The following is a 26,402-nucleotide window of genomic DNA, read 5'->3' on the forward strand; positions in this document are numbered from 1 at the left end:
TTAAAGTATTGGCCTCCGGAATCCGATTAGAGACAAGGGTTTTTGGATCGCACCCAAAAGACGCATATAACACATGACGCACAAACGATATTCCGTAGATCTTCGAGCCAGGCTGCTCGCCTGGCCGATCCGCATCCAGTTTCTCCTCCTGTTCTCGTTGCTGGGGCTCCCGACGGTCGGCATCATCATCTATTCGGGCCTGGTCCAGCGACACGAAGCCATCCATTCTGCGGCCGACGGGTGCGGGAACCTGGCCGCGAACATCGCCTTCCAGCAGGAAAGCCTCGTTCTCGGCGCCCAGCAGCTGGCCAGCACCATGGCGCAGGACGATGACGTCCTGTCCAGGAAATCGAGCGAATCGCGACGGCTCCTCGCGGCGCTTCTCCTCCAGAACCCCCAGCTATCCGACATCGTGGTGACGGATCCGACCGGGGAAGCGTGGGCGACGGCGCCCGACTTCCATGGAACGATCTCTTACTCGGACCGGTCATTCTTCCGGAAAGCGATCCGGACCGGACTGTTTTCCTCGGGGGAATACGGCATCGGGAAAGCCTCGAACAATCCCATGATCAATTTCGGCTACCCGCTCCACGACCGATACGGGAAACTGGCCGGCGTGATCGGGATCGGGATCGACCTGGGATTCGCCGGCCGGATGTTCAACGCGGCGGACCTCCCGGGCGACGCCACCTATTGTGTCCAGGACCATCGGGGGGTCATCCTCGGCCGGGGACCCGCAGGAGAACTGTCCCGATCCCTGATCGGAAGGCATGATTATTCTCCGGACCTGTTCGACAAGATGAAAGCCGGCCGGGAAAAGGGAGACTTCGTCGGCCGCGGGAACGACGGGAAGATCCGGCAATACGCCTACCGGAAACTCAGCCTGCCGGGGGAGGCGGAGCCGTTCCTCTACATCCGTGTCGGCGTGCCGGTCTCCACGGTGACGGCCCAGGCAAACACCGCGATCCTCCGGAACCTCCTGTTGCTGCTGCCATTTCTCGTCATCGGAACTGCATCGGCGAGATGGATCGCCAATCGCGGGATCGCAGACCGCATCGTCGCGCTGGAACGCGTCGCGAAGGCGCTGGCCAAGGGGGATGGGCCGCCTCAGGGCGACGTGCCCGCCGGCGGCGGCGAGATCGGAAGCCTGGCCCGCTCGATCGACGACATGGCGGCGGCGCTCGATTCGCGGGAGCGTTCGCTCCGGGAATCCGGCGAGCAGCTCCGGGATCTGCTGTCCCATCGCAGCAAGATCGTCGAGGATGAGCGCCGGCGGATCGCCCGCTGCATCCACGACGACCTGGGGCAGCGGATGACCGTCCTGAGCCTTTCCCTTTACGAAATGAAGATGTCCCTTCCTCAGGATGCGGCGTCGATTTCGACGCGGCTGCAGGAGATGGCAGACATCGTCAAGGGCACGCATGGATCCCTCCAGCGGATCATCCGGGAATTGCGACCGCAGGTGCTCGACGACATGGGACTCATGCCGGCCATCGAATGGCTCGCCGGGAACTGCAGCAAAACATCCGGCATTTCCATCTCGGTCGACTTGCCCGATAACGTGGAAATCGACAACGACGTGGCGACGACCCTTTTCCGGATTTGCCAGGAGGGGTTGGCCAACGTGCTTCGCCATTCGGGAGCCACGCGCGCATGGATTCGCGTCCGGCGATCCCGGAACCGCCTGCTGCTGCGGGTGGCCGACAACGGCCGGGGGGTCTCCCCCGACTCGCCCGGCGGGCGCCAGGGATTCGGCCTGATGGGCATCAGGGAACGGGCTCTTCGTCTGGGCGGCCGTGCCGGGGTCCGGCCGAGACGCAGGGGGGGAACGGAACTGTTCGCATGGGTCCAGCTGAAAATACAGGGGTCCGGGGAGGAGAATCGATGATCCGGGTCGTACTGGTCGACGATCATCCCATTGTCCGCCATGGGTTGCAGGTGCTGCTGGCGGGAACCGGTGATATCACGGTGGTGGGCGAGGCGGGAGATGCCTCCGGGCTTCACCGCCTCGTGGAAGAGACTGCCTGCGACCTGCTGGTCCTCGACATCGGGCTGCCGGGAAAAAGCGGCATGGAAGTGATCGGAGACCTCAGGCGCGCCTTCCCGAAGGTCGGGGTGGTGGTCCTCTCCATGCACAGCGACGTCTATTATGCCGTCCGTGCATTGAAGGCCGGCGCCGGGGGCTACCTGACCAAGGTAACCCCGCCCGCGGAAGTGATCGAGGCGATCCGGAAAGTGGCCGCCGGCAGGCGCCACATGTGCGCGGACCTCGCCGGGCAGATCGCCGACCTGCTGGCGGGCGATCTCGAGACGCCCCCGCACGAGCGGCTGTCGGACCGGGAGTTCGAGATTCTCCAGATGATCGCGGCCGGACGGAAGCCGCAGGAGATATCCGATGCGCTCCGGGTCGGCGTCGGAACCGTCGGCACCTACCGGACGAGAATCCTCCACAAGATGAACATGACCTCCAACTCGGAACTGACTCGTTACGTCACGGAAAAAGGGCTTTTCGTCGATTAGGGGACCGGCTGGCCGCCCACCGATCCGTATCTGTTTCCAATACGGTCTCGTACCCGATTATCGTCATCCCCCGCATAATCCGGCACCCGAATATCTCTGTTTCCGATCTGCTTTCAGGATTTCCCGATACCGAAAGGTACCTGAGGAGCCTACAGGCACTCGGCTCCAATACCCATTGTTCGGGGAGGATAGACCATGCTGGAACGGATGTCGCTGGGCAAGAAGCTGACAGGGGGATTCCTGATCGTCGCGCTGATCTGCGGCATCGTGGGTTTCGTCGGATACGTCAACATCAACAAGATCATGGCCGCCGACGACCGCCTGTACACCAAGTTTACCGAGCCGCTGGAGCAGATCGGGAGCATATCCACCAACTTCCACCGGATGCGGTCGAACGTCTACGAGCTGCTGGCGGCGAAGGATTCCGCCAAGCAGGAGAAGCTGGTCGGTATGATCCGGGACCGCCAGAAGGAAATCCAGCAGGACATCGATCCGTTCGAAGGCTCGCTCATGACCGACGGCGGCCGGGAATCGTTCCGGAAATTCCGGACCAGCTACGGGACCTACCTAACCGTGCTCGACAAGTTCATCGACCTCGTGAAGGCCGGAAAGCCGGGCGAGGCCGAGGCGCTGATCGTCAGCGACCTGGGGAGGCTTCGCCAGGAGACGCAGACGCAGATCGAGGAACTCGTCCGGCTGAAGGTCGAAAACGCGAAGAAGATCGCAGATGAAAATCACAACACCGGCACGGCCGCGGGGCGCTTCATGCTCGGCCTGGTGCTCGGCTGCATCGGCCTGTCGCTGGGGCTCGGCCTTTTCCTCTCCCGTACGATTTCCAGGTCGCTGAACGATTCGGTCAACGCGCTTTCCGAAGGCGCCTCCCAGGTGACTTCCGCCGCGGGGATGCTCTCCTCCTCCTCCCAGGCACTTGCCGAAGGGTCATCCGAACAAGCCGCCTCGCTCGAGGAAACGGCTTCCGCAATGGAAGAGATGTCGGCGATGACGACCCGGAATAGCGAAAGCGCCGGGGAGGCCAAATCGCTTTCCGACAGCGCCGGGGTTTCCGTGCGGAAGGCGAACGACTCGATGGGAAAGCTGGTCGGGCAGATGGCCGAGATCTCCTCCACGAGCGAGGAGATCGGCAAGATCATCAAGACGATCGACGAGATCGCCTTCCAGACGAACCTCCTGGCGCTGAACGCCGCCGTCGAGGCGGCACGGGCGGGAGAGGCCGGAGCCGGCTTCGCCGTCGTGGCCGACGAGGTGCGCAACCTGGCCCAGCGCGCGGCGGGCGCGGCCAAGAACACCTCCGAGCTGATCGAGGGCGCGATCCGTCGGATCAAGGACGGCACCGATCTCGTGCAGAAAACCAATGCCGACTTCCTCGAAGTGACGGTCACGGTCACGAAGGTGACCGACCTCGTGGCGGAAGTCTCGGCAGCATCGCTGGAACAGTCCCGCGGGATCTCGGAAGTCAGCACGGCCGTTTCGCAGATGGACAAGGTGACGCAGCAGAACGCGGGAAGCGCGGAGGAAATCGCCAGCGCCGCCGAAGAGATGAACTCCCAGTCCATGTCGCTCCAGGGGATCGTCGAATCGCTCCGGGCCTTGTCGGAGGGTGAAGGGAACGGGATTGCAAGGCGGCCGGCGACAGCCTGGTCGACCCGTCCCGCAGGCAAGATGGCGGGTCGGAAGTCCCCCACGGCGCTGTCGTCCGGTTCGGGCGCCGTCCGCGGGTCGACCGGCAGGAGCATCCGTAATCCGGAGGAAGTGATCCCGCTGGACGCCGCCGAGATGGGGCAGTTCTGATGGAAACGGCCGCATCCCGGCAAATCGGGCCCGGGCAACATAAATACTTAACGTTTCAGCTTGCCGGGGAGATCTTCGGGATCGACATCCGGATGATCCGGGAGATCATCGGGATCATGGAGATCACGCCCGTTCCCGATTCGGATGCCTCGATCCGGGGCGTGATCAACCTGCGCGGCAAGATCATCCCGGTCGTGGATCTCCGGCTGAAATTCGGCGTCGAGGCGGCGCCGTTCACAGAGCGCACCTGCATCGTCGTCGTCGACCTGCCCGATCAGACCGGTTTGCGGCAGGTCGGCACGATCGTGGACGCCGTGTCGGAAGTGAGCCAGATTCCCTCGTCCGACATCGAACCGCCGCCGGAAATCGGTTCAGGGTCCGTATCGGAACAGATCGTCGGCATGGCAAAACTGAAGGAGAAGGTGGTCATCCTGCTCGATATCGGGAACATCCTCGGAGGGTAGCTGCGGATGTCGTCCCGTCATGCCACGCTCCGGGCGAAGGTCCTGGGGATCATCCTGCTATCGATCCTGCCGCTCGTGGGCCTGTCGGTTTACTTCGCCGCATCCCAGCGCCAGTTGGCCGTTTCCGGGATGCAGCGCCACCTCGAGATGCAGGCGAAGGAGGCGTCCCGGGCCGAGGCGCAGGCGCTGAGCGGCATGCGGCAGTTGCTGGCCGGGCTCGCGCTGCGCGGAAACGTGCAACAGGCGGACGCCGCCCGCTGCAGGCGCGTGTTCGCCGCCATCGTCGCCATGAATCCGCTGTTTTCGAACATCGGCCTGACCGATTCCGGCGGGCGGGTCGTCTGCAACGCCATCGCCGCACCCCGACCGGTCGAGCTGTCCGATCGCCCCTATTTCCGCAAGGCGGTCGATACCGGCCAGTTCGCCGTCGGGGAATACCAGATCGACCGCGTGACCGGTTGCCCGTCCCAAAGCGGCGCCCTCCCCGTTTTCAGCGCGTCGGGCAGTATCGACTCGGTCCTCTTCGCCTCCCTCGATTTCAAGTGGATGAACCGTCAAAGCTACCGGATCACGCAAGAGTTGCCGGACGGGGCGATACTCACCAAGGTCGACCGGAACGGCACCGTCCTTTTCCGTTATCCGGACCCCGACCGCCTGTTCGGGAAGCGACTTCCGGAAGAGGCGCTTCTGGGGATCGTTCGCTCGGGCGGTGGCGGCGTGCGCGAGTTCACGGGATCCTCCGGGAGCCGGCAGGTCGGCTTCTTCTCCAGGCTCTCCCACGATGACGAAATCGCAGGTCCCGCCTCAGGAGATGCCTACCTGATTCTCGAGATCCCGCGGGACCGGCTTTTCGGACCGGCCAACCGGCAGTTCGCGCTCAACCTCGCGGCCCTCGCGGTCGTGGTGCTCCTGGCGATGGGCCTGATCCTGGGATTTGCCGACCGGACCGTCCTCGGGCCGCTCGACCTCGGCATGCAGGTGGCCGACACGCTCCCGATGCTGAACCGGGACGGCGCCGCTCCGAAACGGGGGAAGTTCGCAAGCCTCACGCAGAGCATCCGCCGCATGGCCGACTGGATCGACCAGCAGGGGGAAGCGCTGGTCGAAAGCCGGGCGCTATGCGCCTCCTCCGAGGAAAGATACGAGACGCTGTTCGATGCCGCGGGGGATGCCATCTTTTCCCACGAGATCGACGGGACGATCCTGGATGCCAACCGAACGGCATGCAGATGGCTGGAGTACACGCGTGAGGAGTTGCGGGGAATGTCGATCACCGCGCTTGAATCTGCTGGTCAACCCGCGGATCTCCCGGCGCGCTCCGAAGAGCTGCGCTGGTCGGGACACATCTCGTACGAGTCGGAATACAGGACCCGCTCCGGTGCCGGAATCCCGACGGAGGTCAACGCACGGATCGTGACGATCGACGGGCGCGAGACCATCCTGAGCATCGCCCGCGATATCACCAAGCGAAGACGGGCCGAGGAGGCGTTCCGCAAAGTCGCGGACCAGTTGCGGCAATCGCAGAAGATGGAAGCCGTCGGAACCCTTGCGGGCGGCATCGCCCACGACTTCAACAACCTGCTCACGGCGATCACCGGTTATACCCAGCTGCTCCTTTCCCGATTGCCGAATCACTCTCCTATGCGATTCGAGCTTGGTGAGATCGACAAGGCGGCGGAACTGGCGACCTCGCTCACCCGGAAGCTGCTCACCTTCTCCCGGAAGCAGGTGGTCCAGGCGAAGGTGCTCGACGTCGGGTGCGCCGTGGCGGGCATCGAAGACATGCTCCGTCGCCTGATCGGAGAAAGCTACGAGATGACGGTCATTCGGGAAGAGGCGCTGCATCCGGTCCTGGCTGATCCCGGGCAGATCGAACAGATCGTCATGAACCTGGCCATCAACGCCCGGGATGCCATGCCGCTCGGCGGATCCATCGTCATCCAGGTCGTCAACACCAAAGCGGGGGATAAATCGGCGGGAGGGGCAGGCGACGGGGAAACGGGCTGCGGTGTCCTGCTGTTGATCAGCGACACGGGATGCGGGATCCGCGAGGAAATCCTGCCGAACATCTTCGACCCGTTCTTCACCACGAAACAAAGGGGCCAGGGGACCGGGCTCGGGCTCGCGACCGTCCACGGGATGGTTCAGCAACTCGGCGGCACCATCGAGGTATCCAGCTCGCCCGGCGCCGGGAGCACCTTCCGGGTCTTTCTTCCGCGCACCAACGATTGCGCCGCCTTGCCGGCGCCTTCCCCCGAGTTCATCCGGAAACCCGGCCGGCAGGAAAAGACCATCCTGCTGGTCGACGATTCGGACAGCATCCGCATGCTGCTCGGATCGATCCTTCGCTCCGCGGGATATGACGTGACCGAGGCGGTGTCCGGCGAGGAGGCGTTGCGTCTGGCCGATATCGGCGATCCGGTCGACCTGCTGCTGTCGGATGTGGTCATGCCGGGGATGAACGGACGTGAGTTGGGGGACCGCCTATTGTTGCAATTCCCCGGCGTGAAGGTGCTCCTCATGTCCGGTTACTCGGAGGAGCACATTTCGAAGAACGGCGTTCTCGAGTCCGGCATCAATTTCCTGCCGAAACCGTTTGCCCCGGCGGAGCTTCTCCGCCACCTGGCCGAAATGCTGCACGATCCGCCGCACGCAGGCAACCCGCCAGGCGTCACCCTGGGGCCCGGATGATGCCGGTCCTCCCCGGATAGCGTGACTACCCGTGGACCGCGCGCCCGAAGTCGCGCATGAACGCCATCTCGTCCGGGTCGAGTGGCCCCCCGTCGACGGCCGCGAGATTTTCCCGCAGCTCGGCCACGGTGCGCGGGGCGGTCAGGACAAGGTCGACGTGCGGGTTCGTCAGGCAAAAACGGTAGCAGTCGCCGGCCGTCGGCACCCTTCCGGTGCGCCCTTTGGGCAGCGTCAGCAACTTCCGCCAGGCGGTCGCCGTGTAGGCGACGATCGCGGGACGATGTTGTGCGAGGTGCGGGAAGATGTCCTGCTCGGCGCCCGGGTGCGCGGCGTTGTAGCGGATCATCAGGAGGTCGAGCATCGAATGCTCCGCCAGTCGCCCGGCACGCGGCCGGTCGTGGATGGAGACGCCCAGCGCGCACACCTTCCCCTCCTCGCGCAACCGGAGCATCTCTTCCTGCACCGGCCCGGTGAAGGCGGACATCTTCCCGAGCCAGTAGAGCTGCAGGACGTCGAGGTGGTCGGTGCCGAGCGTCCGGAGCGCCTTTTCGACGCCGCGCCGCACGGCGCCCGGGAAATAGCCGAAGAGCGGGCCGGCCGACACGACGTAACGCTCGCGGTCGCGCGCCAGCGCATCGCGCAGCGCCGGGGTCAGGCTTTTCATCCGCGGCGTCCAGAACACATACTGGACCCGCTCTAGCGCCTCGCGGCAACCGTCCTCGTCGAGGTTGAAGGTGCCGGACAATCCCAGCCGGAACAATTTCCGGCCAAGCCTCGGAACTTCCCGAACCGCGAATTCTTCCATGGCGTCCCTCCCCCGCGACCGCGATCTGCGGATCGCCCGTCTCCGGGTTCATCGTATTATGGAATTACATGTAGCGGTCGAAGAGGATCGCTGCCGAAGGAGGATTTCGATGACGAAAAAAGGGATCCCGGCTCCGCCGACCTGCTCGAAGTGCGGCGTCGTGTGGCAGAAGTCGGGAGCGTCGAACTGCTGGAGTGCGACCCCCGAAAGCGCGCCCCCGCAACCGGGCAACTGCCCGTCGAAGCGCGACGCCGACCTCATCGATTCGTCGTTCGAGCAGTACCGGGGGACGACGACGGATGCGAAAATCGCGCAGGTCGCGGCGCGGGTCGAGGGGTTGTGCTATCAGCCCGTCCCGGGCAGCGAAGCGGTCAACGCCCGCTGGACCCGGGTCGAGGACACGATCGCCTTCGCGAAGCTGATGGGGTACCGGAAGATCGGCATCGCCACCTGCATCGGGCTGCTCGACGAGAGCGACCGGCTGGCCGCGATCCTCACGGCGCAGGGGCTCGAACCGATGAGCATCTGCTGCAAGGCGGGCAGCATCGACAAGCTCGAGCTGGGGATCCCGGAATCCGCCAAGGTGAGGCCGGGCACGTTCGAGCCGGCGTGCAACCCGATCGCGCAGGCGAAGATCCTCAACCGGGCGAAGACGGACATGAACATCATCGTCGGGCTGTGCATCGGGCACGATATGCTGTTCGCGAAATATTCGAAGGCGCCCGTGACCACGCTCGTGGTCAAGGACCGGGTGACGAACCACAACCCGGCCGCGGTGCTCTACGGCCAGAACTTCTACTACAAGCGGCTGCAGAAGCTGCCGGTGATCGTGCCGGAATAAGGAGGCGCGCCATGCCTTACGTCAATATCAGGATCACGCGCGAGGGCGCGACCTCCGAGCAGAAGGCCGCGCTCATCAAGGGCGCGACGCAGCTGCTGGTCGACGTGCTGGGGAAGAATCCCGCCACGACCGTGGTCGTCATCGACGAGGTCGACACCGACAACTGGGGCATCGGCGGCGAAAGCGTCACCGTGCGACGGAAATCGGGGAAATAATCCCCCGATTCTAAAGGAGCAGCAGGTATTCCAGCACCCGCTCTTGCGGTGTGAAGCCGAGGTGCGGCATGCCGGCCGTGTGATAGGACGTGTAGATCACGGTTCCCTGCCCGAACGGGAACGACACGGTCAGTGGGCGAATCCCGGCATCGACCTCCACGTAACTGCCGCTGCCTTGCGGATCGAGCACCTGGATCGTCACCTGTCCCTCGACCCAAACCTTGACTTTGCCTCCCTCCGTCGTCGGTTCAGGCGCTCCAATGACCGCCCATCCCCCCAGAAAGTCCTCGACGTGCAGCGCCCCGTTGTCGTTGAGCGCTCCGAGTCCCCCCAGCCAGGCCGCCAGTGAGGCGTCGCGCACGGCGGCGTCGGTCGTGATCCCGCCCAGCCCGACCCAGGCCGCGTCGAGCGGTTCCGGGACGGAGGGGACGGTGTCGCCGCCCTCCTGGAAGCGGATGAATTCGGGGAACGCCTGCTCGACGAAGTTGTTTCCGCGGTCGGTCACGTAGAGGCGTCCGCCGAGCCGGACATATTCCCTGAGGTTCGATTTGACCCCGGGTTCGCCAGGCGCCGAGAGCCATTCCTGGTTCGCGCCGCAGTTGATCACGATGACGTCATACCGCCGCAAGGATGCGAGATTCGCGTAGAGAACGTTGTCGGTCGGGTAGCCTTCGGGGTAGGGGTCCCAGGAAAAGTCCTGCCATTCCTCGTTCCAGACGGGGCGACTGGAGTTCCCAAGGTACAGGTCGAACTTCTCGGTGCCGAGGAGGAGGGTCCCTTGTGCGTCGACCTGCCCCATGCCGAACTTGGCCAGCACGTTGGCCATTTCGTCCCATTCGCCTGTCACGACCGCGACCCGCGGAGCGACATCGGTCTCCCCGGCACTGGTACCGGGCAGCGTCGTCTGGCCGGGGGGAATTTCCGTCAATGTATTTTCGCCCACCGTCAGAATGGAAGATTTCCCGAACTGTCCCTGGGTGACGACCAGGCTGTAGCTTCCCGGCTTGAGCCCCGTGATCGAGAAGCTTCCGTCGGGGCCGGTCGTAGTTTCGGCGGAAACCGGGGCCGTGTTCAGGATCGCGAAGGGCGCGGGAGCGCCGGATGCGCCGGCCGGAACGACCCGGACCTGGGCTCCCGGCATCGGGTCGATGCCGTTGGGGGCGTAGACGATGCCGCTCACCGATGCGCCGGAAGCGCCGGGCGACGACCCGCCGCAGGCGTACAGGAACAAGGAACAGCCGGCGGCGATCAGAAGGACAAGGATGCGGCGGGAAACGGACATCATGGACACCTCGCGTGCGGAGATGTGCGACGATTGCTTCCGAATCATACCGCGACGGGCGTCAACCTGTTGCAAATTATTGGATAATACGCCAAAGGGGAAGCCGAATGATCGGCTTCCCCTTTGGGAAAGATTGGTGGGCCATGTAGGAGTCGGCCACTACGCCTCCGACATCCTGTCTCCGGCTGCGTAGCCTCCCCTCGACCGCCTGACGCCCGCATCCATGCGGGCTCATCCTCGCTATCCGCTCGGCGGCGGACTCGCTTCGACTCCTGCATTGGGCCCATGTAACGACAAACGGGAAGCCGAAAATCGGCTTCCCGTTTGGGAAAATTTGGTGGGCCATGTAGGAGTCGAACCTACAACCTCCGGATTAAGAGTCCGCTGCTCTGCCAGTTGAGCTAATGGCCCACGTTATGTAAAGAACAAAAAAATTGGTGCGCCTGGGAGGACTCGAACCTCCGCACCCGGCTTCGGAGGCCGGTACTCTATCCACCTGAGCTACAGGCGCCCTCGCGAAACAAAACCCGCGGTTATCCGGATTCTCCGGAAGGTGCCGGGCTTGCCGGTGTCAAAGAATGGGGAGAGTGATGGGGCTTGAACCCACGGCCACCAGGGCCACAACCTGGTGCTCTGCCAACTGAGCTACACTCTCCGCAAAAGCGAAGGGAGAGTATACAAGCATCTTCGCGCGGACGTCAACCCGGAAATCTTTGAGGCCCCCGAAATAATCTTCCGGAAGCCGGATCACGGCTTGAATCGGCGCAGCCGCAACGCGTTCGTGACGACCGTCACCGACGAGAGCCCCATCGCGGCGGCGGCCATGATCGGGTTGAGCCGGATGCCGAAGAAAGGGAACAGGGCGCCGGCCGCGACCGGGATGAGCAGGACGTTGTAGGCGAACGCCCAGAACAGGTTCTGCGCGATGTTGCGGATCGTGGCGCGGCTCAGTTTCATGGCGGCCGCGACGCCGGCCAGGTCGCCCCCCATCAGCACGATGTCGCCCGACTCGATCGCGATGTCGGTGCCGGTGCCGATCGCCATGCCGACATCGGCCTGCGCCAGCGCCGGCGCGTCGTTGATGCCGTCGCCCACCATCGCGACGACGTGCCCGTCCGCCTGGAACGCGCGCACCGCCTCGGCCTTCCCGTCGGGAAGAAGCCCCGCCCGCACCGTACCGATGCCCGCCTGTTTCGCGATCGACAGCGCGGTCCGGCGGTTGTCGCCGGTAAGCAGGACGACGTCGAGCCCCATCTTCTTGAGCGTCGCGATCGCCGCCGGGGCGCCGGGCTTGATCGGGTCGGCGATCGCCATCACCCCGGCCGCACGACTGTCGACGGCCACGAGCACGGCGGTGGCGCCCGTCTCCGCCAATTCCGCCGCATCGGCTAGCAGGCCGGAGGGATCGACGCCCCCCTGCTCGAGCCAGTCCGCCGTCCCGGCCAGCACAACCTGCCCCTCGACCGTCGCCCGGATGCCGCGCCCCGCCACGGATTCGAAATCCCCGGGCGTCGCGATCGCGATGCCGCGCGCCGCGGCGCCGCGGACGATAGCCGCAGCCAGCGGATGTTCCGAGCCGCTTTCGGCGGAGGCCGCAAGGCGGAGCAACTGCGCCTCCCCTGCCTCGCCCCGGAAAGTGCCCGCCGGGGGGCAACTGATCGTCGTGAGCGCGGGCTTACCCGAAGTCACCGTGCCCGTCTTGTCGAGCAGCACCGTATCGACCCGGTGCGCCGTCTCGAGCGCCGCGCCGTCCCGCACCAGGATCCCCAACTCGGCCCCCTTCCCCGTGGCCACCATGATCGACGTCGGTGTTGCGAGCCCCAGGGCGCAGGGACAGGCGATGATCAGCACCGCGATCATGTCGAGCAGCGCCCACATCAGGCGGGGCTCGGGGCCCAGGAGATACCAGGCGAGAAAGGTCGCGCCCGCGATGGCCAGCACGACGGGAACGAACCAGGATGCGATCCGGTCGGCCAGCCGGCCGATGGGCGGCTTGCTCCCCTGTGCGGCCTGGACCATCGCGACGATGCGGGCGAGCACCGTGTCGCGCCCGACGCGGGTGGCCCGGATCACCAGGCGTCCGTTGAGGTTGATCGTCCCGCCGGTCACCGCGCCGCCTACCCGCTTGTCGACGGGAAGCGGCTCTCCCGTGAGCATCGACTCGTCCACCGCGCCCGATCCGTCGGTCACGTCGCCGTCAACCGGCACTTTTTCGCCGGGACGGACGACCAGCGTCTCCCCCGCGCGGACGCTCTCGAGCGGCACGTCGTGCTCGACGCCGTCGCGCACGACGCGGGCGCTCTTCGGCACCAGGCCGACCAGCTTCCGCACCGCCTCGGACGTCCGTCCCTTGGCGCGTGCCTCGAACCAGCGCCCCAGCAGGATGAGCACGACGATCGTGGCCGAAGTATCGAAATAGACATGCCCCTCGGTCCCGGCCGGCACGACCGCCGCCGGGAAGAAGGTGACCACGGCGCTGTAGAGCCAGGCGACGCTCGTCCCCAGCGCCACCAGGGTGTTCATGTCGGTCGTGGCGTGGCGCGCGGCGGCCCACGCCCCCCGGTAGAAGCGGGCGCCGACCCAGAACTGGACCGGCGTCGCCAGCGCCAGCTGGAGCAGGTTGGCCGCGAAGGGGGACAACCGCATCGCCGCGTGCCCCGCGAACATTTCGAGATGGGAGAAAAGAAGCAGCGGGACGGCGAGCGCAGCGCCGGCCTTCAGCCGGAGAAGCAGCGCGCCTTCCTCCTCGGCCTGCATCCGCTCGAGCCGCACGACCGGGTCCTCGTCGGGAACCGGGAGGGGCACGGTGTAGCCCGCCTCCTCGACGGCCGCGCGGAACGCGGCGGGATCGGCGGTCCCCGGCGCGTAGTCGACCGAGGCCGATTTCGTCGCCAGGTTGACAGACGCCGAGACGACGCCCGGCACCTTGACGAGCGCCCGCTCGACCCGTGCGACGCACGAAGCACACGACATCCCCTCAACGGCGAAGGTGTCCCGCGTCAAATCCTTCCTCGCCCTGGCGGGCATGCCCGGGACCGGGTCGACCATGCGACGGTTCCTCATGAATATGCGATCCGACAATCCTTTTATGATGGCACAACGGGGCTAACACGGTTCGAATCGTCCGGTTAGTTTGCTATACTTCCCCCGGCGTGCGCCTGTAGCTCAGGTGGATAGAGCATCTGCCTTCTAAGCAGATGGCCGCAGGTTCGAATCCTGCCAGGCGCACCATGACTCCCTTCACCAAGCCCACTCAGGATTCGAAGCGAGACCGCCGCCGAGCGAATAGCGAGGACAAGCCGCCATGGATGGCGGCAGCAGGCGGTCGAGGGGAGGCTACGCAGCCGGAGACAGGATGTCGGAGGCGAAGTAGCCGAATCCTGCCAGGCGCACCATGCCTTCTCACTCCCCGGCTTACGTCATCGGCCGGAAGTTCTCGACCAGCCCTGCGAGGATCAGGTCGACCACCTCGGCGTGCGGGATCTGCAGGTGCTTCTCGGCGATCTTGAAGAGCATGTCGAGCTCGCGCTGGTCTAGCCGCTTGTCGCGGGTCAGCAGAGGAATCAGCGCCTGCAGCATCGTGCGAGTCGACTGGGGGTATTCCTTGACGATGCGCGCCGCGCTCTTCGCCATCGTCTTCTGGAGCTTCTTCGGGTCCTTCTCCTCGAAATAGCCCTCCAGGTAGGCCGCGGGCCAGAAGTAATAGTACGAAAGCAGGTTGAGAAGGTAGGTGTATTCGTCCTCGTTCGCATCCTCGTCGCACGTCATGAGGATATAGCCGGCCGACGCGAGAAACAGAAGCTCCGACTTTTCCCGCTCGACGCGCGGCGTCTTGCGCAGGACCGCGATTGCGTCCTCGAGTTTCGCCTCGAGCGCCTTGTCGCGCCTAGGCTTTCGCCCCCCGGTCCAGTCGGCCCAGGTGCGCGAATGGAAAAAGAGTTCGAGCGCCTTCACGCGGACCGGGTTGGCGGGATGCGATTCGAAGACGCGCTCGCCCGTCTTCTCCATGTCGGCCATCAGGTCGTCGATCATCTCGAGATAAGCCTTCGGGTCCATCTTGAAGTAGCCCATCGAAAGCCCCGAGGACATCTTGAACATCGCCGACAGCGCCGGCTCGAGGGCGCGGACGGCCAGCAGCCCCAGCCGGTCGGCCGAGATCTCTCCCAGCTTCCTCCAGAGGTCATGTATCCCTTGAAGGAATGGCGGCAAGTCCTCGAAATTGGGATAGATAAGTTCCATCACCCGGTACAGGACCGAGTGCCGGTAAACCAGATGCCCCAGTTCGTGTCCGATGACGAAGCGCAACTCGTCCGGCTCGAGCTTGTCGATCAGCCCGGAATGCAGGACAACGTAGTGCGGTTCGCCCTCGTTATGGTTGAACAGGGCATATGCGTTTGTTTCCGGGCTGTTGCATACATAATACTCAACGTTCAGGTCATCAAGTGCGAGCTGCTTCGCCACCTCCCGGCAGATGGTGTGAAGTTCCCCTCCGAACTTTTCGGACAGCGGGAAATGGTATCCCTTCATCACGCTGGCGAGCAGGTTGTCCTTGTCGATCTTGTCCTTGAACGCCAGCAGCGAGCTGACGGCCGGCGCGTTGAAGACCTCTTCGAGGTGAGACAGGAGCGTCGCCTCTTCCAGGACGCGGATCGGTTCGTAATCGGTTTTCATCTTCTCCCCCTTCTTTCCTGATGGTGATTGTCCTTCAGCCGAATTAGGATGTAAACTCCAAGTCGGAAAGACGAAGGAGACCGCCCGGTTGCCCCTTTTTCGCGAACTCCCCAGGTCGCTGTCCGGGGTCTCCCCGGGCGACCACATTTGCTGCATCTTCGAGTCGGCCCGCGATCGCCTGGCGGCGCTCGTCCCCTTCATCGGGCAGGGGCTCGACCGTAACGAGCGCGTCCTCTGTTTCTTCGAGGCCGGCGGGGAATCCGACGTGTTCGAGGGTCTCCGAAGCATCGGCATCGACCCGGCCCCCTTTTTGGATCGGGGCCAGCTTTCGATCGTCGCCCCCGGTAAGTCTCCCCCGCCGATTCCGCCGGAAATAGCCCTGGCCGAAAGGGGCGGCTGGGCCGGCCTGCGCACCGCCGCCGACACCGGTTGGATCCTCGCGTCCGAGTCGCCCGCCCGCTGCATGGGCACCTTCGAGAACGACCTGGGGCAGGCCGGCCGATCGATGCAGCCGCCGACCTCCCTATGCCTCTACGACAGCCGCCGCTTCACCCCGACGCTGCTGCTGAAGGCGCTGTCGGCCCACCCGAAGGCATTGCTGGGCGCGCACGCGGCCGAGAACATCTACCATCTGCCCCCCGAGGAGCTCCGCGACGAGGACACCGCCGGGCAGACCTTGCGATGCTGGCTCAAGAACCTTCGGGAGCACCGGCTCACCCACGATGCGCTGCAGAACAGCGAGCGCAACTACGCGCTTCTTTTCAACAAGATGCTCAACGGTTTCGCGTTGATGGAAGCGGTCTGCGACGAGTCGGGCGTTCCCGTCGACCTGCGCTACCTCGAGGTCAACCCGGCGTTCGAGCGGCAGTCCGGGCTGCTGGCGCACGAGGTGATCGGGCGCACGCTCGGGGAACTCGGCGCCTTCGATGCGGCACCCGAAGACACGACGGCCTGGGTCCGGCTGATCGGCGGCGTCGCCATCGACGGCAAGCCGGTGCGGTACGAAAAAAGCGGCGAGTTCCACGACCGGTGGATCGAGGGATTCGCCTTCTCCCCCCGCTTCGGCCAGGTCGCCATCATGTTCCAGGATGTCTCCGACCGCAAAAAAGTCGAGCGGGAGCTCGAACGGTACCGCGAGCTGCTCGAGGAGATGGTCGCCGAAAGGACGTCCGATCTCGAGGCATCTCTGCGGGAGAAAGAGCTGCTGCTCCGCGAGATCCACCACCGGGTCAAGAACAACCTGCAGGTGATCGCCAGCCTCCTCTCGCTCCAGGAGGGCGTGGTCGCCGATCCCGCCGCCGCCACCGCGCTGGCCGAGAGCCGAACCCGGATCGCCACCATCGGCCTGGTCCACGAGCGGTTCTACAATTCGAGCGACCTCTCCCGGATCGACCTGGCCGACTATGCCCGCAAGCTGTTCCTGTCGCTGGTCCAGACCTACGGCATCGACAGCAACCGGGTCCGGCTGCAGGTCTGGATCGAAGCCTGCTCGATGGACATCTCGGTCGCGATCCCCTGGGCGCTCATCCTCAACGAGCTGCTCGTCAACGCCCTCAAGCACGCGTGGGCCGCCGGGGGGAGCGGTCAGATCACGGTCTCGATGAAGCGGGACGACGACCGGTGGAAGCTGAGCGTCGCCGACGACGGGCGGGGACTTCCCGAGGGATTCGACATTCACGCCGTTACGAGCCTGGGGCTCCGGATCGTCCGACTGCTGGCCGAGCAGATCGGAGGATCGGTCCGGGCCAGGAGCGGGGGGGGCACCGAGATCCTCGTCGATTTCCCGGAATCGGGCATCGTGCCGGCCACGGCCGGCGGCGCGGAAGGGGCGGCGGAGTGACCACGCGCATCCTGATCGTCGAGGACGAATCGCTCATCGCCGAGGACCTCCGAAACCGCCTCGAGCGGTTCGGGTACGACGTCGCCGGCACCGCGGCGACGGGCGAGGAGGGACTCCGCCTGGCCGCGTCGACCCGGCCCGACCTGGTCCTCCTCGACATCGTCCTCAAGGGGACCATGGACGGCGTCGAGACCGCCGGGCAGCTTCGTAAACGTTTCGACACCCCGATCCTTTTCCTGTCCGCCTGGGCCGACGCCGACATCCTCGCCCGGGCGAAGAAGGCGATGCCCTACGGGTATCTCGTCAAGCCGGTCGAGGACCGGGAGCTGAAGGCCGCCGTCGAGATCGCGATCTACAAGGCCGGGGTCGAAAAAAGATTGGCGCTGACCGAGCGCTACGAAGCGGTCGGCCGTCTGGCGGCCGGCGTCGCGCACAACATCAACAACCTGATGACCGTCGTGACCGGCTACGCCACGATGGTGGGCGAATCCCTCCCGCCCGACGACCCCCGCCGGGAAAAGCTGAACATCGTCGTCGAGGCGGGAGACCGTGCGGCGCAACTGTCCGACCACCTGCTGTCCTACGGCCGCCGGCAGATGCTCTTCCCGCAGGATCTCGAGCTCGGCGCGCTGATCGGCGGCTTGCAGGAACGGCTTTCCGGGATCGCGGGCGACCGGGTTCGGTTGCTCATTCCCGAAAACGGGGCCGAGATCCACGTCTCGACCGACCCACGCCACCTGGCGAACGCCCTCGAGCACCTCGTCGCCAATGCCTCCGAGGCGATGCCCGACGGCGGGACCATCGTCATCCGGCGAGGCACGAAAACGTTCGGCAAGGGCGATGATCCGAAAGGAATCCCGGTGCAGCCCGGGGAGTACGCCTTCATCGACGTGGCCGACACCGGGTGCGGCATTCCGGCCGAAACGGCCGGGCACGTGTTCGAGCCGTTCGTCTCGACCCGGCTGTTCGGCCGGGGGCTCGGCCTCCCTTCCGTCTACGGGTTCGTCCGCCAATGCAACGGCTACATCGAGATCGGCTCCGTGCCCGGCGAGGGAACGACCGTGTCCCTTTACCTGCCCGTCGCGCCGCCCGGGGAATAATCCCCCCCGGATCCAGGCGCAAACAGGAAGGCGTGGTTCGAGGTGAACAGCGGCGGCGTCCGGTTGACGATGGCCCGGATCGCCGGCGTCCCGAGCATCCGCTTCGACAGGAATCGACGCGCCTCCGCCCGGCTCCAGCCGTTCGCCGACGCGAACGATCGATACAGGCCCAGCGGCTCGTCCTCCGAATAAAGTCTCGCATCGCGGATTCCGTGCTCCTCGGGCGCATCGAGGAAGGCGGAATCGCGCGGCAGGTTCATCAGGGCGACGTTGAGGAATCCGATCGCGCCCGCATGGGCTTCGAGGAACGCCCGCGTCGCCTCGGCGTCGGCCTCCGTCTCTCCCGGCATCCCGAGCATGACGTAGACGTATGTGGCGATGCCCGCCCGGGAAAGGTTGGCGAGGATCGCCGACGCGTCCTCGAGGTGGGTCCCCTTCTTCAGTCTGTCGAGCACCCGCTGCGAGCCGCTTTCCAGACCGAGCTGCAGCATGCGGCAGCCGCTTCTCGCCAAGGCGGCCGCCAGCGCCGGATCGGCCAGCGCGCGCTCGAAGCGGACGAAGCCGTGCCAGCGCAGGCGGGACAGGTCGTCGGCCCGGCCGGCGATGGCCCGCAGGACGTTCACGGGAATCGCGTTGTCGGTCAGGTGGAAATGGCGCACGCCATACCGCTCCGATAGCGAAAGGAGCAGCGCGGGAAAGCGCGCGGCCTCGATGCAGGCGTAGCCGTGCGTCGGCGTCGCCGCTTCCGGGCAGAAGGCACAGCGCCGCCAATAGCAGCCCCGGGAGGCGGTCACCGGCAGGACCGGGACGGGCGACAGGTATTCCCCGAGCCGGGCGAAGCCGAAGTCGGGCGCGAACCGGACGGCGTCGCCGCCCTCCATGACGGGGCCCTCGTCCCAGCCGTCGCCCGCGGTCAGCCGGGCAAGCGTTGCCTCCCCCGCCCCGGTCACGATCGCATCGAAAGCCGGCAGGCGAAGAGAAGATTCACGGAGCGTCCGCCCCCAGGATGAGAACATCCCGCCTCCGCCGACGATCCGGACGCCCGGCAGGGCGCGTTTCAACATCCCCGCCAGTTCGAAGGCAGGCAGCACCTGGTGCCGGAAATTGACCGACAGGCCGATCGTCCGGGGAGACAGTTCGACGACGCGGGGAAGCAGGGAGTCCCGGTAATAGCCGGAGAACAGCGTCGGGACGGCGCCGGCCGAAACCGCTTCGAGCGCCGCGGGAGAAAACGGGGAATAGCCGCCGTGGACGTAATCGCCGAGCGTGACCCGTTCTTCGCCTGTGGCGCCCCGAAGGACCGACAGCGCCCGGTCCAGCCGGCGGACCGCGGTCACGTAACGGGGAAAGGATTCGGCGGCGCCCGGCGACCGAAGGTAGGCAAGCGCCCGGAAACCATTGCGGCGGGGCACCTCCGTGGAGCCATCCTCCGCCAGCAGGTGGAGACAGGCCTCCAGGTTGGCGTCGATGGCGGACGCCTCGATCCCCCGCGCCGCAAGCTCGCCCAGGAGGCACGCCAGCCCGAGCGGAGGTTCGCACGGCTTGACGGCGGGCGGGTAGATGAGCAGCAGGCGGGACATCTTTCCATTGTATGCCGGCGCGGCGGCTTTCCACAGCGTGCGCCGTGCGGTACCTTAAGGGTTTCAGGCAAATACACGCATCGAGGGATTGCAATGACGCATGCAAGTCACCAGGGGCTGACCGCATCCGGGGTCGAGGAAAGTCGCCGCCTTCACGGCCCGAACCTCCTCACCCCGCCGAAACGCGACCCCTGGTGGAAGCTCTACTTCGAAAAATTCGATGACCCCGTGATGCGGATCCTCATCATCGCGGCGGCCGTCTCCGTATTCGTGGCTGCCGTCGAAGCGCTCGCCGAAGCGCCCTCCGGCACGTCGCCCGCCGGAAGCCTGCTCGACGCGCTCCTGCGAGGGCGCTTCACCGAGAGCGCCGGCATCCTTATCGCGATCCTCCTCGCCACAACCCTCGCCTTCCTGAACGAATACCAGGCGGCGCGCGACTTCGACCTGTTAAACAAGGCCAGCGACGACATCCCCATCAAGGTGGTCCGGGAAGGCAACGTCACGGTGATCCCGCGGCAGGAACTGGTACGGGGCGACCTCCTGCTGCTGGAAGCCGGCGAGGAAGTGCCAGGCGACGGAACGCTGCTCGAATCCGTCTCGATGATGTCCGACGAATCGCGGCTGACCGGCGAGTCGATGCCGGTCTGCAAGTCCGTGACGCTCGAGGGGATCCCTACCGACGAGGCGCATTCCGCCTACCCTTACAACGCGCTGCTTCGCGGCACGATCGTGGTCGACGGGCACGGGCTGCTCGAGGTGACCGCGGTCGGCGACGCTTCCGAGATCGGCCGGACGGCGCGGGCCGCCTCCGAGAAGACGCAGGAGATCACTCCGCTCACCCGCCAGACGACCCGCCTTTCGCGCGTCATCGGCGTCTTCGGCTTCGGCGCGTCCGGCCTCATCTTCGCGCTGCTCGTCGCCCGAGGCGCCGCAACCGGCGACGTCGCCCTGACGACCGGGCAGTGGCGCTTTTTCGGTATTCTGGCGCTCGGCGTCCTGGTGGCGCTGTCGCGCGTCTGGATGCCGATCTTCAACGACGCGGTCCGGCTGCTCGGCGTCCGGAAGGAACCGCCCCGGTGGACCGAAAACGGAAGCGTTCCCGGCTGGGCGGCGTCCGTGCTCGGCGGGGGGCTGCTGTTCGGAGTCGCGCTCCTCGCGGCGCAGTGGTGCGGCTGGATCCCCCCGGGCGAGGCCGCGTGGCTCCCGCACGACCCGGCGCGGGAGATCCTGAACTACTTCATGATCTCGGTGACCATCATCGTCGCGGCGGTGCCGGAAGGGCTTCCGATGAGCGTCACGCTGAGCCTCGCCTACAGCATGAAAAAGATGACCGCCACCAACAACCTCGTCCGCCGGATGCATGCGTGCGAGACGATCGGCGCGGCCACGGTCATCTGCTCCGACAAGACGGGCACCCTGACCCGCAACGAGATGCGCGTATGCGACGACGGCTTCCCGGGGATTCCGGAAGGGTCGTTCTCGCCGGCGTTTCCCGCCGCCCGCCGCATCGCCGAATCGGTCGCCGCGAACAGTACGGCCCACCTCGACTTCGGCGATTCGGAAGCGCCGCTCCCCGTAGGCAACCCGACCGAGGGGGCGCTGCTGCTCTGGCTGCACGAGGCGGGCTTCGACTACAAGGCGCTGCGCGACGGGTTTCGCACCGGCTACCAGTGGACCTTTTCGACCGAGCGCAAATTCATGGGCACGGCCGGCGTCTCCGGCATCGACGGCGAAGACGTCCTTTTCGCGAAAGGCGCCCCCGAGATCATCGTCGAGCGATGCGCCACGTTCCTTTCCGGGGATGGGGAGGTGCCGATCGAAGGAAGGATCGGCGCGATCGAGGAATCGATCCGCACCTACCAGCGGCGGGGCATGCGCACCATCGGCTTCGCCCTCCGGACCCGTCCGCCGCGCGATCCCGACCTCGACCTCGAGGACGTGGCCGTCGGAATGACGTGGCTTGGCTTCGTCGCCATCGCCGATCCCGTCCGCGACGACGTGCCGGGCGCCGTCAAGGCGTGCCGGGAGGCGGGCGTCGGCGTCAAGATCGTCACCGGCGACAACCCCGAGACGGCTCAGGAGATCGCGCGTCAGATCGGCTTGTGGACCGACGCCGACACGCCTGAGCATCACGTCACGGGCCCCGCGTTCGAGGCGCTGACCGATGCGCAGGTCGCCCTTGTCGTGCACGACCTCAAGATCCTGTCCCGCGCGCGACCGGCCGACAAGCTCCGCCTCGTCAAGGCGCTGCAGGCCGAAGGGCAGGTGGTCGCCGTCACGGGCGACGGGACCAACGACGGCCCCGCCCTCAACCACGCCGACGTCGGGCTTGCTATGGGGAAGACAGGCACCGCCGTGGCGAAGGAGGCGAGCGATATCATCCTGCTCGATGATTCCTTCAACAGCATCGTGAACGCCATCCGCTGGGGGCGCGCCGTCTACCTGAACATCCAGCGCTTCATCCTGTTCCAGCTCACCATCAGCGTCGCGGCGCTCGGCACCTCGTTCATCGGCCCCTTCCTGGGCGTGAAGATCCCGTTCACCGTCACGCAGATCCTCTGGATCAACCTCATCATGGACACCTTCGCCGCCCTCGCGCTGGCGACCGAGCCGCCGCACGCCGGGATCATGCGGAAGAAGCCGAGGCGCCCCGAGGAATTCATCGTCTCGAAGCCCATGGCCCGCGAGCTCTTCGTCACGGCCGGCTGCTTCCTGGCGCTCTTCGTCGGCGGGTTGCTCCTCATGAATTCGGACGGCGTCGTCACCCCCCGGGAGCATTCGATCTTTTTCACCGGCTTCGTCCTGCTCCAGTTCTGGAACCTGTTCAACGCGCGCTGCTTCGGGCTGCGGCACTCGGCCTTCACGGGGCTTGGAAAGAACGGCGCCTTCCTGCTGATCGCGGCCACCATCCTGATCGGCCAGTCGCTCGTCACGCAGGTCGGCGGCGCCGTGTTCCGCACCGTGCCGCTCGCGTTTGCGGACTGGGCAATCCTCCTGGCCGCGACCTCGGTCGTGCTCTGGGCGGGCGAGCTGCGCCGGTGGCTGTCGCGCCGGGGATCGACGCACCGGAAGGCCGCATGACGGATCCCGCTCCCTTCCCCCCCCGGGCCACCCGCGTCTGGCTTCGACTGGCTCTGCTGGGGCTGTGCTTCGCCGGTCTCGGGGCGGTCCTCTACGCGACCGGCGCTTACCGTTATCTCCTCGACCGGGCCGCGGCGAAGCGGTTCCTCGATTCGCTGGGCCCCTGGAGCTTCGCCGGCTTCATCCTGCTTCAGGTGCTGCAGGTCGTCGCCGCCCCGATCCCGGGGGAGATGGTCGGTTTCCTGGGCGGTTTCCTCTACGGCCCGCTGGTCGGAATCACGCTGTCCTCGATCGGCCTGACGCTGGGCTCCTGGATCAATTTCTCGATCGCGCGGGCGTTCGGGCGGCCGGTGGTCGAGAAGTTCGTCCAGCGCGCCACGCTCGAGCGCTTCGATTTCCTGCTGCACCAGAAGGGGCTCTTCCTGGCCTTCATGCTCTTCCTGCTGCCGGGATTCCCGAAGGACTACCTCTGCTACATCCTCGGGCTCGGGCACATGCTTCCGATGGAATTCATCCTGGTGGCGGGCGCGGGGCGGTTGTTGGGGACGGTGATGCTGACGTTGGGCGGGAGTTTCCTCAGGCGCGGGCATTATGCCGAACTTGGCGTGCTGACAGCCGGGGCGCTGGCGATCGTGCTGCTGCTGTTTTTCTATCGAAAGGAGATCGACCGCCGCTTTCATGCATGGCAGAAGCACCGGCATCCCTAGTCTATTGCTTCATATTTTTTTATCATTTCTTTTTGCGCTGCACTAGACTGGAACCTGCCGCAGGAAAGCCGAGATCACGGTACGGTAGGAGTACGATGCGCAACGCAGTCGCACTTTCCGCCCTCGCATCGGTCATCGTTTTCCTGTCCCTCGCGGACGGCCGGGGGTTCGCCCAGTCCGCCCAGCCCGTCCTATTCCCGCACGTCGTCCACGTCACCGGCTACCGCATCGACTGCCGCTTCTGCCACATCTACGCGACCCGCGCCAATTCGGCCGGCATTCCGTCCGCCGAGAAATGCAAGGTCTGCCACCGGGTCATCGCGACAGGCAACCCCGAAGTGCAGAAGGTTATTCGGGCCTCGAAGGAAAGGAAGGCGATCGCCTGGAACCGCGTGGCGAAGCTGCCCGACCACGTCTACTTCCCCCACCACAAGATGGTCAACGCCGGCGTCCCGTGCCTCTTCTGTCATCCCGGGATCGACCGGGCGACCACCGCAGTGCAGAAGCGGGCGTTCACGATGGGGTGGTGCATGGCGTGCCACCGGCAGCGCGGCGTCTCCATCGACTGCTTGACCTGCCACAAGTGACCAAGGAGCGGGCATGATCGACCGTCGCGACTTTTTCAGGATCACGGGACTCACGGCGTTCGCCGCCCTCTTCGGCGGATGCCGGGACATCTCGCGCACGATCGTCCCGTTCGTCATCCCACCCGAGAGCTACGCCCTCGGAGAATCGCTCTGGTACGCGACGGCCTGCCGCCAGTGCCCCGCCGGATGCGGCATCGTCGTCCGGATCTCCGAGGGGCGCGCCAAGAAGATCGAGGGAAACCCGAACCACCCCGTCAACCGCGGCAAATTGTGCGCCCGCGGCCAGGCGGCGCTGCAGGCGCTCTACCATCCCGAGCGGCTCCGGCAGCCCATGCGGCGAACCGGCGCGCGCGGCTCCGGCGCCTTCACCCCCGTGTCCTGGAAAGAGGCGCTCGGCATCCTGATGGGCGAGTTGAAGACGGTGCACGCCGAGGCGCCCGAATCGCTACTGATGCTCTCGGGGCCGATGCGGGGGCACCGCAACGTCGTCGCAGCCCGCTTCATGAAGGCGTTCGGCTCCCCGCACCGCGTCGCATGGGATCCGTTCGGACAGGATGCCCTGCTGGCCGCATCGGAATCGGTCTTCGGCATCCGCGACCTCCCCGAATTCGACCTGTCCGGCGCGCGCTACGCCCTTTCATTTGGCGGCGACTTCCTCGAAACGGGGCTTTCCCCGGTCCACTTCGGACGCGCCTACGGCGAGATGCGGCAGGGGCGCGAGACGGTCCGCGGCAAGCTGGTCCATTTCGGCTCCCGCTTCTCGATGACTGCCGCGAACGCCGACGCCTGCTTCCCGGTCGCCCCCGGCACTGAAAGCGAGGCCGCGCTGGCCATCGCCCACGTCCTGGTGCGCGACAAGCTCGTCCCCGCCGCCGCGTCTGCCGCGCTTTGGCGGGAAGGGCTCGATCGCCACACCCCCGAGAGCGCCGCGAAGAAGACCGGCCTTGCCCCTTCCATCTTCGTGGCGACGGCGCACGAGTTCGCAGGGAACCGCCCCGGCCTCGCCATCGCAGGCACGGGGCCGGCCACCATGACGAACGGCGCCTTCAACCTGTCGTGCGTCGCGCTCCTCAACGCGCTCTCCGGGAGCGTGGGCGGCCCCGGGGGCGTCGCTTTCCCGGACCGACGTGCCGCCCTGGCCCGCTTCGGCGCGGACGCCGCCTTGATGGCGCCGCCGCCCGAGTCGGGTCATGCGGCGATGCGCGGGGCGATCGACCGGATGAAGAAGGGCGCTTTCCGTGCCGCGCTGCTGTGCGAGCCGGCCAACCCCGCATTTGCGCTTCCTTCGTCTCTCGGGTTCGAGGCCGCGCTAGAACGGGTCCCCTTCGTGGCGGCCATGGCGCCGTTCCTCGACGAGACCACCGCGCATGCCGACCTCGTCCTTCCCACTTCCCACTTCCTCGAGGAATGGGGTGACGACTTCGCGCCCATGGGACACGCAGGCAACGCGATCACCCTCATGCAGCCGGTCATTTCCGTCTACCACGACACCCGCTCGATGCCCGACATCCTCCTCGCCGCGGCGCGGGAGCTGGGTGGCCCGGTCGCCGCGGCGCTGCCGGCGACCAGCTTCCGGGAGCTTTTGGGGAAGGCGTATGCGGGCATGGATGTTCTCTTCGAACGCGCACTCCAGGCGGGCGGCTACTTCGACGCAGAACCGTCGCCGCCGCGGCCCACGCCACGGGCAGCGAAGCCGTCGCTTCCCCGCGCGGCCATGTCCGCCTTCGCGGGCGATCCCGCGCGCTTCCCCTTCGTGCTGCGCGTCTACCCGTCCAACGCGCTGCTCGACGGACGGTTGGCCAACCTGCCGTGGCTTCAGGAACTGCCCGACCCGGTCACCACGGCGGTCTGGCGGAACTGGGTCGAGATCAACCCCGCGACGGCCGCAAAGCTGGGGATCGCCGAGGGGGACGGCGTCGCCGTCTCCTCGCCGTCCGGTACGGTCCATGCCCACGCGGTGCTCCACCCGGGGCTGGCGCCCGACGTCGTCGCGATGCCGCTCGGCCAGGGTCACCGGCGGTTCGGGAAGTTTGCCAACGGCCGGGGCGAGAACCCGTTCGCGCTTTTGCCCGACGCAACCGATACGGCCACGGGCGGGCCCGCCTTCCAGTCGACGCGCGTCGCCCTTTCGAAGGCCGCCGTCAAGGGACGGCTGGTCCGTTTCGGCTTCCCCGAGGGGCAGTGGAAGCCCGACCAATTCATCGCATGA

Annotated in this window: 18 protein-coding genes and 4 tRNA genes; 14 read left to right on the forward strand and 8 right to left on the reverse strand. The window is 66.1% G+C overall.

Features of this window, described 5'->3' with window-relative positions; all coding sequences use genetic code 11:
* Positions 1–73: 73 nt before the first annotated feature.
* The 5 genes from VGK27_08105 to VGK27_08125 all read left to right on the forward strand — a co-directional run bounded on the left by VGK27_08105 (position 74) and on the right by VGK27_08125 (position 7,484).
* Complete coding sequence (locus tag VGK27_08105) at positions 74–1,888, forward strand: cache domain-containing protein (GenBank protein ID HEY3490069.1); 1,815 nt, start codon at positions 74–76, stop codon at positions 1,886–1,888.
* A complete protein-coding gene (locus tag VGK27_08110) occupies positions 1,885–2,520 on the forward strand; it encodes a response regulator transcription factor (protein HEY3490070.1) in 636 nt (211 codons plus the stop codon). The genes VGK27_08105 and VGK27_08110 overlap by 4 nt, the downstream gene beginning before the upstream one ends.
* Before the next feature lie 195 nt (positions 2,521–2,715).
* Positions 2,716–4,329, forward strand: a complete 1,614-nt coding sequence (locus tag VGK27_08115) for a methyl-accepting chemotaxis protein (protein HEY3490071.1) — start codon at positions 2,716–2,718, stop codon at positions 4,327–4,329.
* Positions 4,329–4,793 (forward strand): chemotaxis protein CheW, encoded by a 465-nt coding sequence (locus VGK27_08120; protein HEY3490072.1) that lies wholly within the window; start codon positions 4,329–4,331, stop codon positions 4,791–4,793. Before VGK27_08115 ends, VGK27_08120 begins: the two co-directional genes overlap by 1 nt.
* A 6-nt stretch (positions 4,794–4,799) precedes the next feature.
* A complete protein-coding gene (locus VGK27_08125) occupies positions 4,800–7,484 on the forward strand; it encodes an ATP-binding protein (protein ID HEY3490073.1) in 2,685 nt (894 codons plus the stop codon).
* 25 nt (positions 7,485–7,509) lie between these two features.
* On the opposite strand, the gene VGK27_08130 is transcribed toward VGK27_08125, so the two are convergent.
* Positions 7,510–8,289: an aldo/keto reductase gene (locus VGK27_08130; protein HEY3490074.1), complete on the reverse strand. Its 780-nt coding sequence runs from the start codon at positions 8,287–8,289 to the stop codon at positions 7,510–7,512.
* A gap of 109 nt (positions 8,290–8,398) precedes the next feature.
* On the opposite strand from VGK27_08130, the gene VGK27_08135 reads away from it, so the two are divergent.
* Together VGK27_08135 and VGK27_08140 are read left to right on the forward strand one after the other, a co-directional pair.
* Positions 8,399–9,130, forward strand: coding sequence for a DUF1847 domain-containing protein (locus tag VGK27_08135; protein ID HEY3490075.1), 732 nt, complete (start codon positions 8,399–8,401; stop codon positions 9,128–9,130).
* Between the two features lie 11 nt (positions 9,131–9,141).
* Entirely contained in the window at positions 9,142–9,345 is a 204-nt protein-coding gene (locus VGK27_08140) for a 4-oxalocrotonate tautomerase family protein (GenBank protein ID HEY3490076.1), read from the forward strand.
* Positions 9,346–9,355: 10 nt separating this feature from the next.
* On the opposite strand, the gene VGK27_08145 is transcribed toward VGK27_08140, so the two are convergent.
* The 5 genes from VGK27_08145 to VGK27_08165 all read right to left on the reverse strand — a co-directional run bounded on the left by VGK27_08145 (position 9,356) and on the right by VGK27_08165 (position 13,690).
* Positions 9,356–10,630, reverse strand: coding sequence for a carboxypeptidase-like regulatory domain-containing protein (locus tag VGK27_08145; GenBank protein ID HEY3490077.1), 1,275 nt, complete (start codon positions 10,628–10,630; stop codon positions 9,356–9,358).
* Between the two features lie 332 nt (positions 10,631–10,962).
* A tRNA-Lys gene (locus VGK27_08150) sits at positions 10,963–11,038 on the reverse strand.
* 24 nt (positions 11,039–11,062) lie between these two features.
* Positions 11,063–11,138 (reverse strand) — tRNA-Arg (locus VGK27_08155).
* A 68-nt stretch (positions 11,139–11,206) separates the two neighbouring features.
* A tRNA-His gene (locus VGK27_08160) sits at positions 11,207–11,282 on the reverse strand.
* A gap of 92 nt (positions 11,283–11,374) precedes the next feature.
* Positions 11,375–13,690 (reverse strand): heavy metal translocating P-type ATPase, encoded by a 2,316-nt coding sequence (locus tag VGK27_08165; GenBank protein ID HEY3490078.1) that lies wholly within the window; start codon positions 13,688–13,690, stop codon positions 11,375–11,377.
* Between the two features lie 91 nt (positions 13,691–13,781).
* On the opposite strand from VGK27_08165, the gene VGK27_08170 reads away from it, so the two are divergent.
* A tRNA-Arg gene (locus tag VGK27_08170) sits at positions 13,782–13,858 on the forward strand.
* A 183-nt stretch (positions 13,859–14,041) separates the two neighbouring features.
* On the opposite strand, the gene VGK27_08175 is transcribed toward VGK27_08170, so the two are convergent.
* Complete coding sequence (locus tag VGK27_08175) at positions 14,042–15,298, reverse strand: M48 family metallopeptidase (protein HEY3490079.1); 1,257 nt, start codon at positions 15,296–15,298, stop codon at positions 14,042–14,044.
* A gap of 88 nt (positions 15,299–15,386) precedes the next feature.
* On the opposite strand from VGK27_08175, the gene VGK27_08180 reads away from it, so the two are divergent.
* Together VGK27_08180 and VGK27_08185 are read left to right on the forward strand one after the other, a co-directional pair.
* Positions 15,387–17,138: a histidine kinase dimerization/phosphoacceptor domain -containing protein gene (locus VGK27_08180; GenBank protein ID HEY3490080.1), complete on the forward strand. Its 1,752-nt coding sequence runs from the start codon at positions 15,387–15,389 to the stop codon at positions 17,136–17,138.
* On the forward strand, positions 17,135–18,238 hold the full coding sequence (locus tag VGK27_08185) for a response regulator (GenBank protein ID HEY3490081.1): 1,104 nt from the start codon (positions 17,135–17,137) through the stop codon (positions 18,236–18,238). Before VGK27_08180 ends, VGK27_08185 begins: the two co-directional genes overlap by 4 nt.
* Here the strand turns inward: VGK27_08185 and VGK27_08190 are convergent.
* Positions 18,208–19,818, reverse strand: a complete 1,611-nt coding sequence (locus VGK27_08190) for a radical SAM protein (protein ID HEY3490082.1) — start codon at positions 19,816–19,818, stop codon at positions 18,208–18,210. The genes VGK27_08185 and VGK27_08190 overlap by 31 nt on opposite strands.
* A gap of 93 nt (positions 19,819–19,911) precedes the next feature.
* Here VGK27_08190 and VGK27_08195 point away from each other — a divergent pair, with 93 nt between their 5' ends.
* The 4 genes from VGK27_08195 to VGK27_08210 all read left to right on the forward strand — a co-directional run bounded on the left by VGK27_08195 (position 19,912) and on the right by VGK27_08210 (position 26,402).
* Positions 19,912–22,899, forward strand: a complete 2,988-nt coding sequence (locus VGK27_08195; GenBank protein ID HEY3490083.1) for a calcium-translocating P-type ATPase, PMCA-type — start codon at positions 19,912–19,914, stop codon at positions 22,897–22,899.
* Positions 22,896–23,606: a VTT domain-containing protein gene (locus VGK27_08200; protein HEY3490084.1), complete on the forward strand. Its 711-nt coding sequence runs from the start codon at positions 22,896–22,898 to the stop codon at positions 23,604–23,606. Before VGK27_08195 ends, VGK27_08200 begins: the two co-directional genes overlap by 4 nt.
* A 95-nt stretch (positions 23,607–23,701) precedes the next feature.
* Positions 23,702–24,193: a cytochrome c3 family protein gene (locus VGK27_08205; protein HEY3490085.1), complete on the forward strand. Its 492-nt coding sequence runs from the start codon at positions 23,702–23,704 to the stop codon at positions 24,191–24,193.
* 13 nt (positions 24,194–24,206) lie between these two features.
* A complete protein-coding gene (locus VGK27_08210; protein ID HEY3490086.1) occupies positions 24,207–26,402 on the forward strand; it encodes a molybdopterin-dependent oxidoreductase in 2,196 nt (731 codons plus the stop codon).

It is taken from the genome of Candidatus Deferrimicrobiaceae bacterium, from assembly GCA_036504035.1.
Taxonomy (GTDB): Bacteria; Desulfobacterota; Deferrimicrobia; order Deferrimicrobiales; family Deferrimicrobiaceae; genus JANXPS01.

Bases quoted from the DNA above. Each gene is read 5' to 3' on its own strand.
- VGK27_08105 (HEY3490069.1), top strand. From the start codon at position 74: ATGACGCACAAACGATATTCCGTAGATCTTCGAGCCAGGCTGCTCGCC.
- VGK27_08110 (HEY3490070.1), top strand. From the start codon at position 1,885: ATGATCCGGGTCGTACTGGTCGACGATCATCCCATTGTCCGCCATGGG.
- VGK27_08115 (HEY3490071.1), top strand. From the start codon at position 2,716: ATGCTGGAACGGATGTCGCTGGGCAAGAAGCTGACAGGGGGATTCCTG.
- VGK27_08120 (HEY3490072.1), top strand. From the start codon at position 4,329: ATGGAAACGGCCGCATCCCGGCAAATCGGGCCCGGGCAACATAAATAC.
- VGK27_08125 (HEY3490073.1), top strand. From the start codon at position 4,800: ATGTCGTCCCGTCATGCCACGCTCCGGGCGAAGGTCCTGGGGATCATC.
- VGK27_08130 (HEY3490074.1), bottom strand. From the start codon at position 8,289: ATGGAAGAATTCGCGGTTCGGGAAGTTCCGAGGCTTGGCCGGAAATTG.
- VGK27_08135 (HEY3490075.1), top strand. From the start codon at position 8,399: ATGACGAAAAAAGGGATCCCGGCTCCGCCGACCTGCTCGAAGTGCGGC.
- VGK27_08140 (HEY3490076.1), top strand. From the start codon at position 9,142: ATGCCTTACGTCAATATCAGGATCACGCGCGAGGGCGCGACCTCCGAG.
- VGK27_08145 (HEY3490077.1), bottom strand. From the start codon at position 10,630: ATGATGTCCGTTTCCCGCCGCATCCTTGTCCTTCTGATCGCCGCCGGC.
- VGK27_08165 (HEY3490078.1), bottom strand. From the start codon at position 13,690: ATGAGGAACCGTCGCATGGTCGACCCGGTCCCGGGCATGCCCGCCAGG.
- VGK27_08175 (HEY3490079.1), bottom strand. From the start codon at position 15,298: ATGAAAACCGATTACGAACCGATCCGCGTCCTGGAAGAGGCGACGCTC.
- VGK27_08190 (HEY3490082.1), bottom strand. From the start codon at position 19,818: ATGTCCCGCCTGCTGCTCATCTACCCGCCCGCCGTCAAGCCGTGCGAA.
- VGK27_08195 (HEY3490083.1), top strand. From the start codon at position 19,912: ATGACGCATGCAAGTCACCAGGGGCTGACCGCATCCGGGGTCGAGGAA.
- VGK27_08200 (HEY3490084.1), top strand. From the start codon at position 22,896: ATGACGGATCCCGCTCCCTTCCCCCCCCGGGCCACCCGCGTCTGGCTT.
- VGK27_08205 (HEY3490085.1), top strand. From the start codon at position 23,702: ATGCGCAACGCAGTCGCACTTTCCGCCCTCGCATCGGTCATCGTTTTC.
- VGK27_08210 (HEY3490086.1), top strand. From the start codon at position 24,207: ATGATCGACCGTCGCGACTTTTTCAGGATCACGGGACTCACGGCGTTC.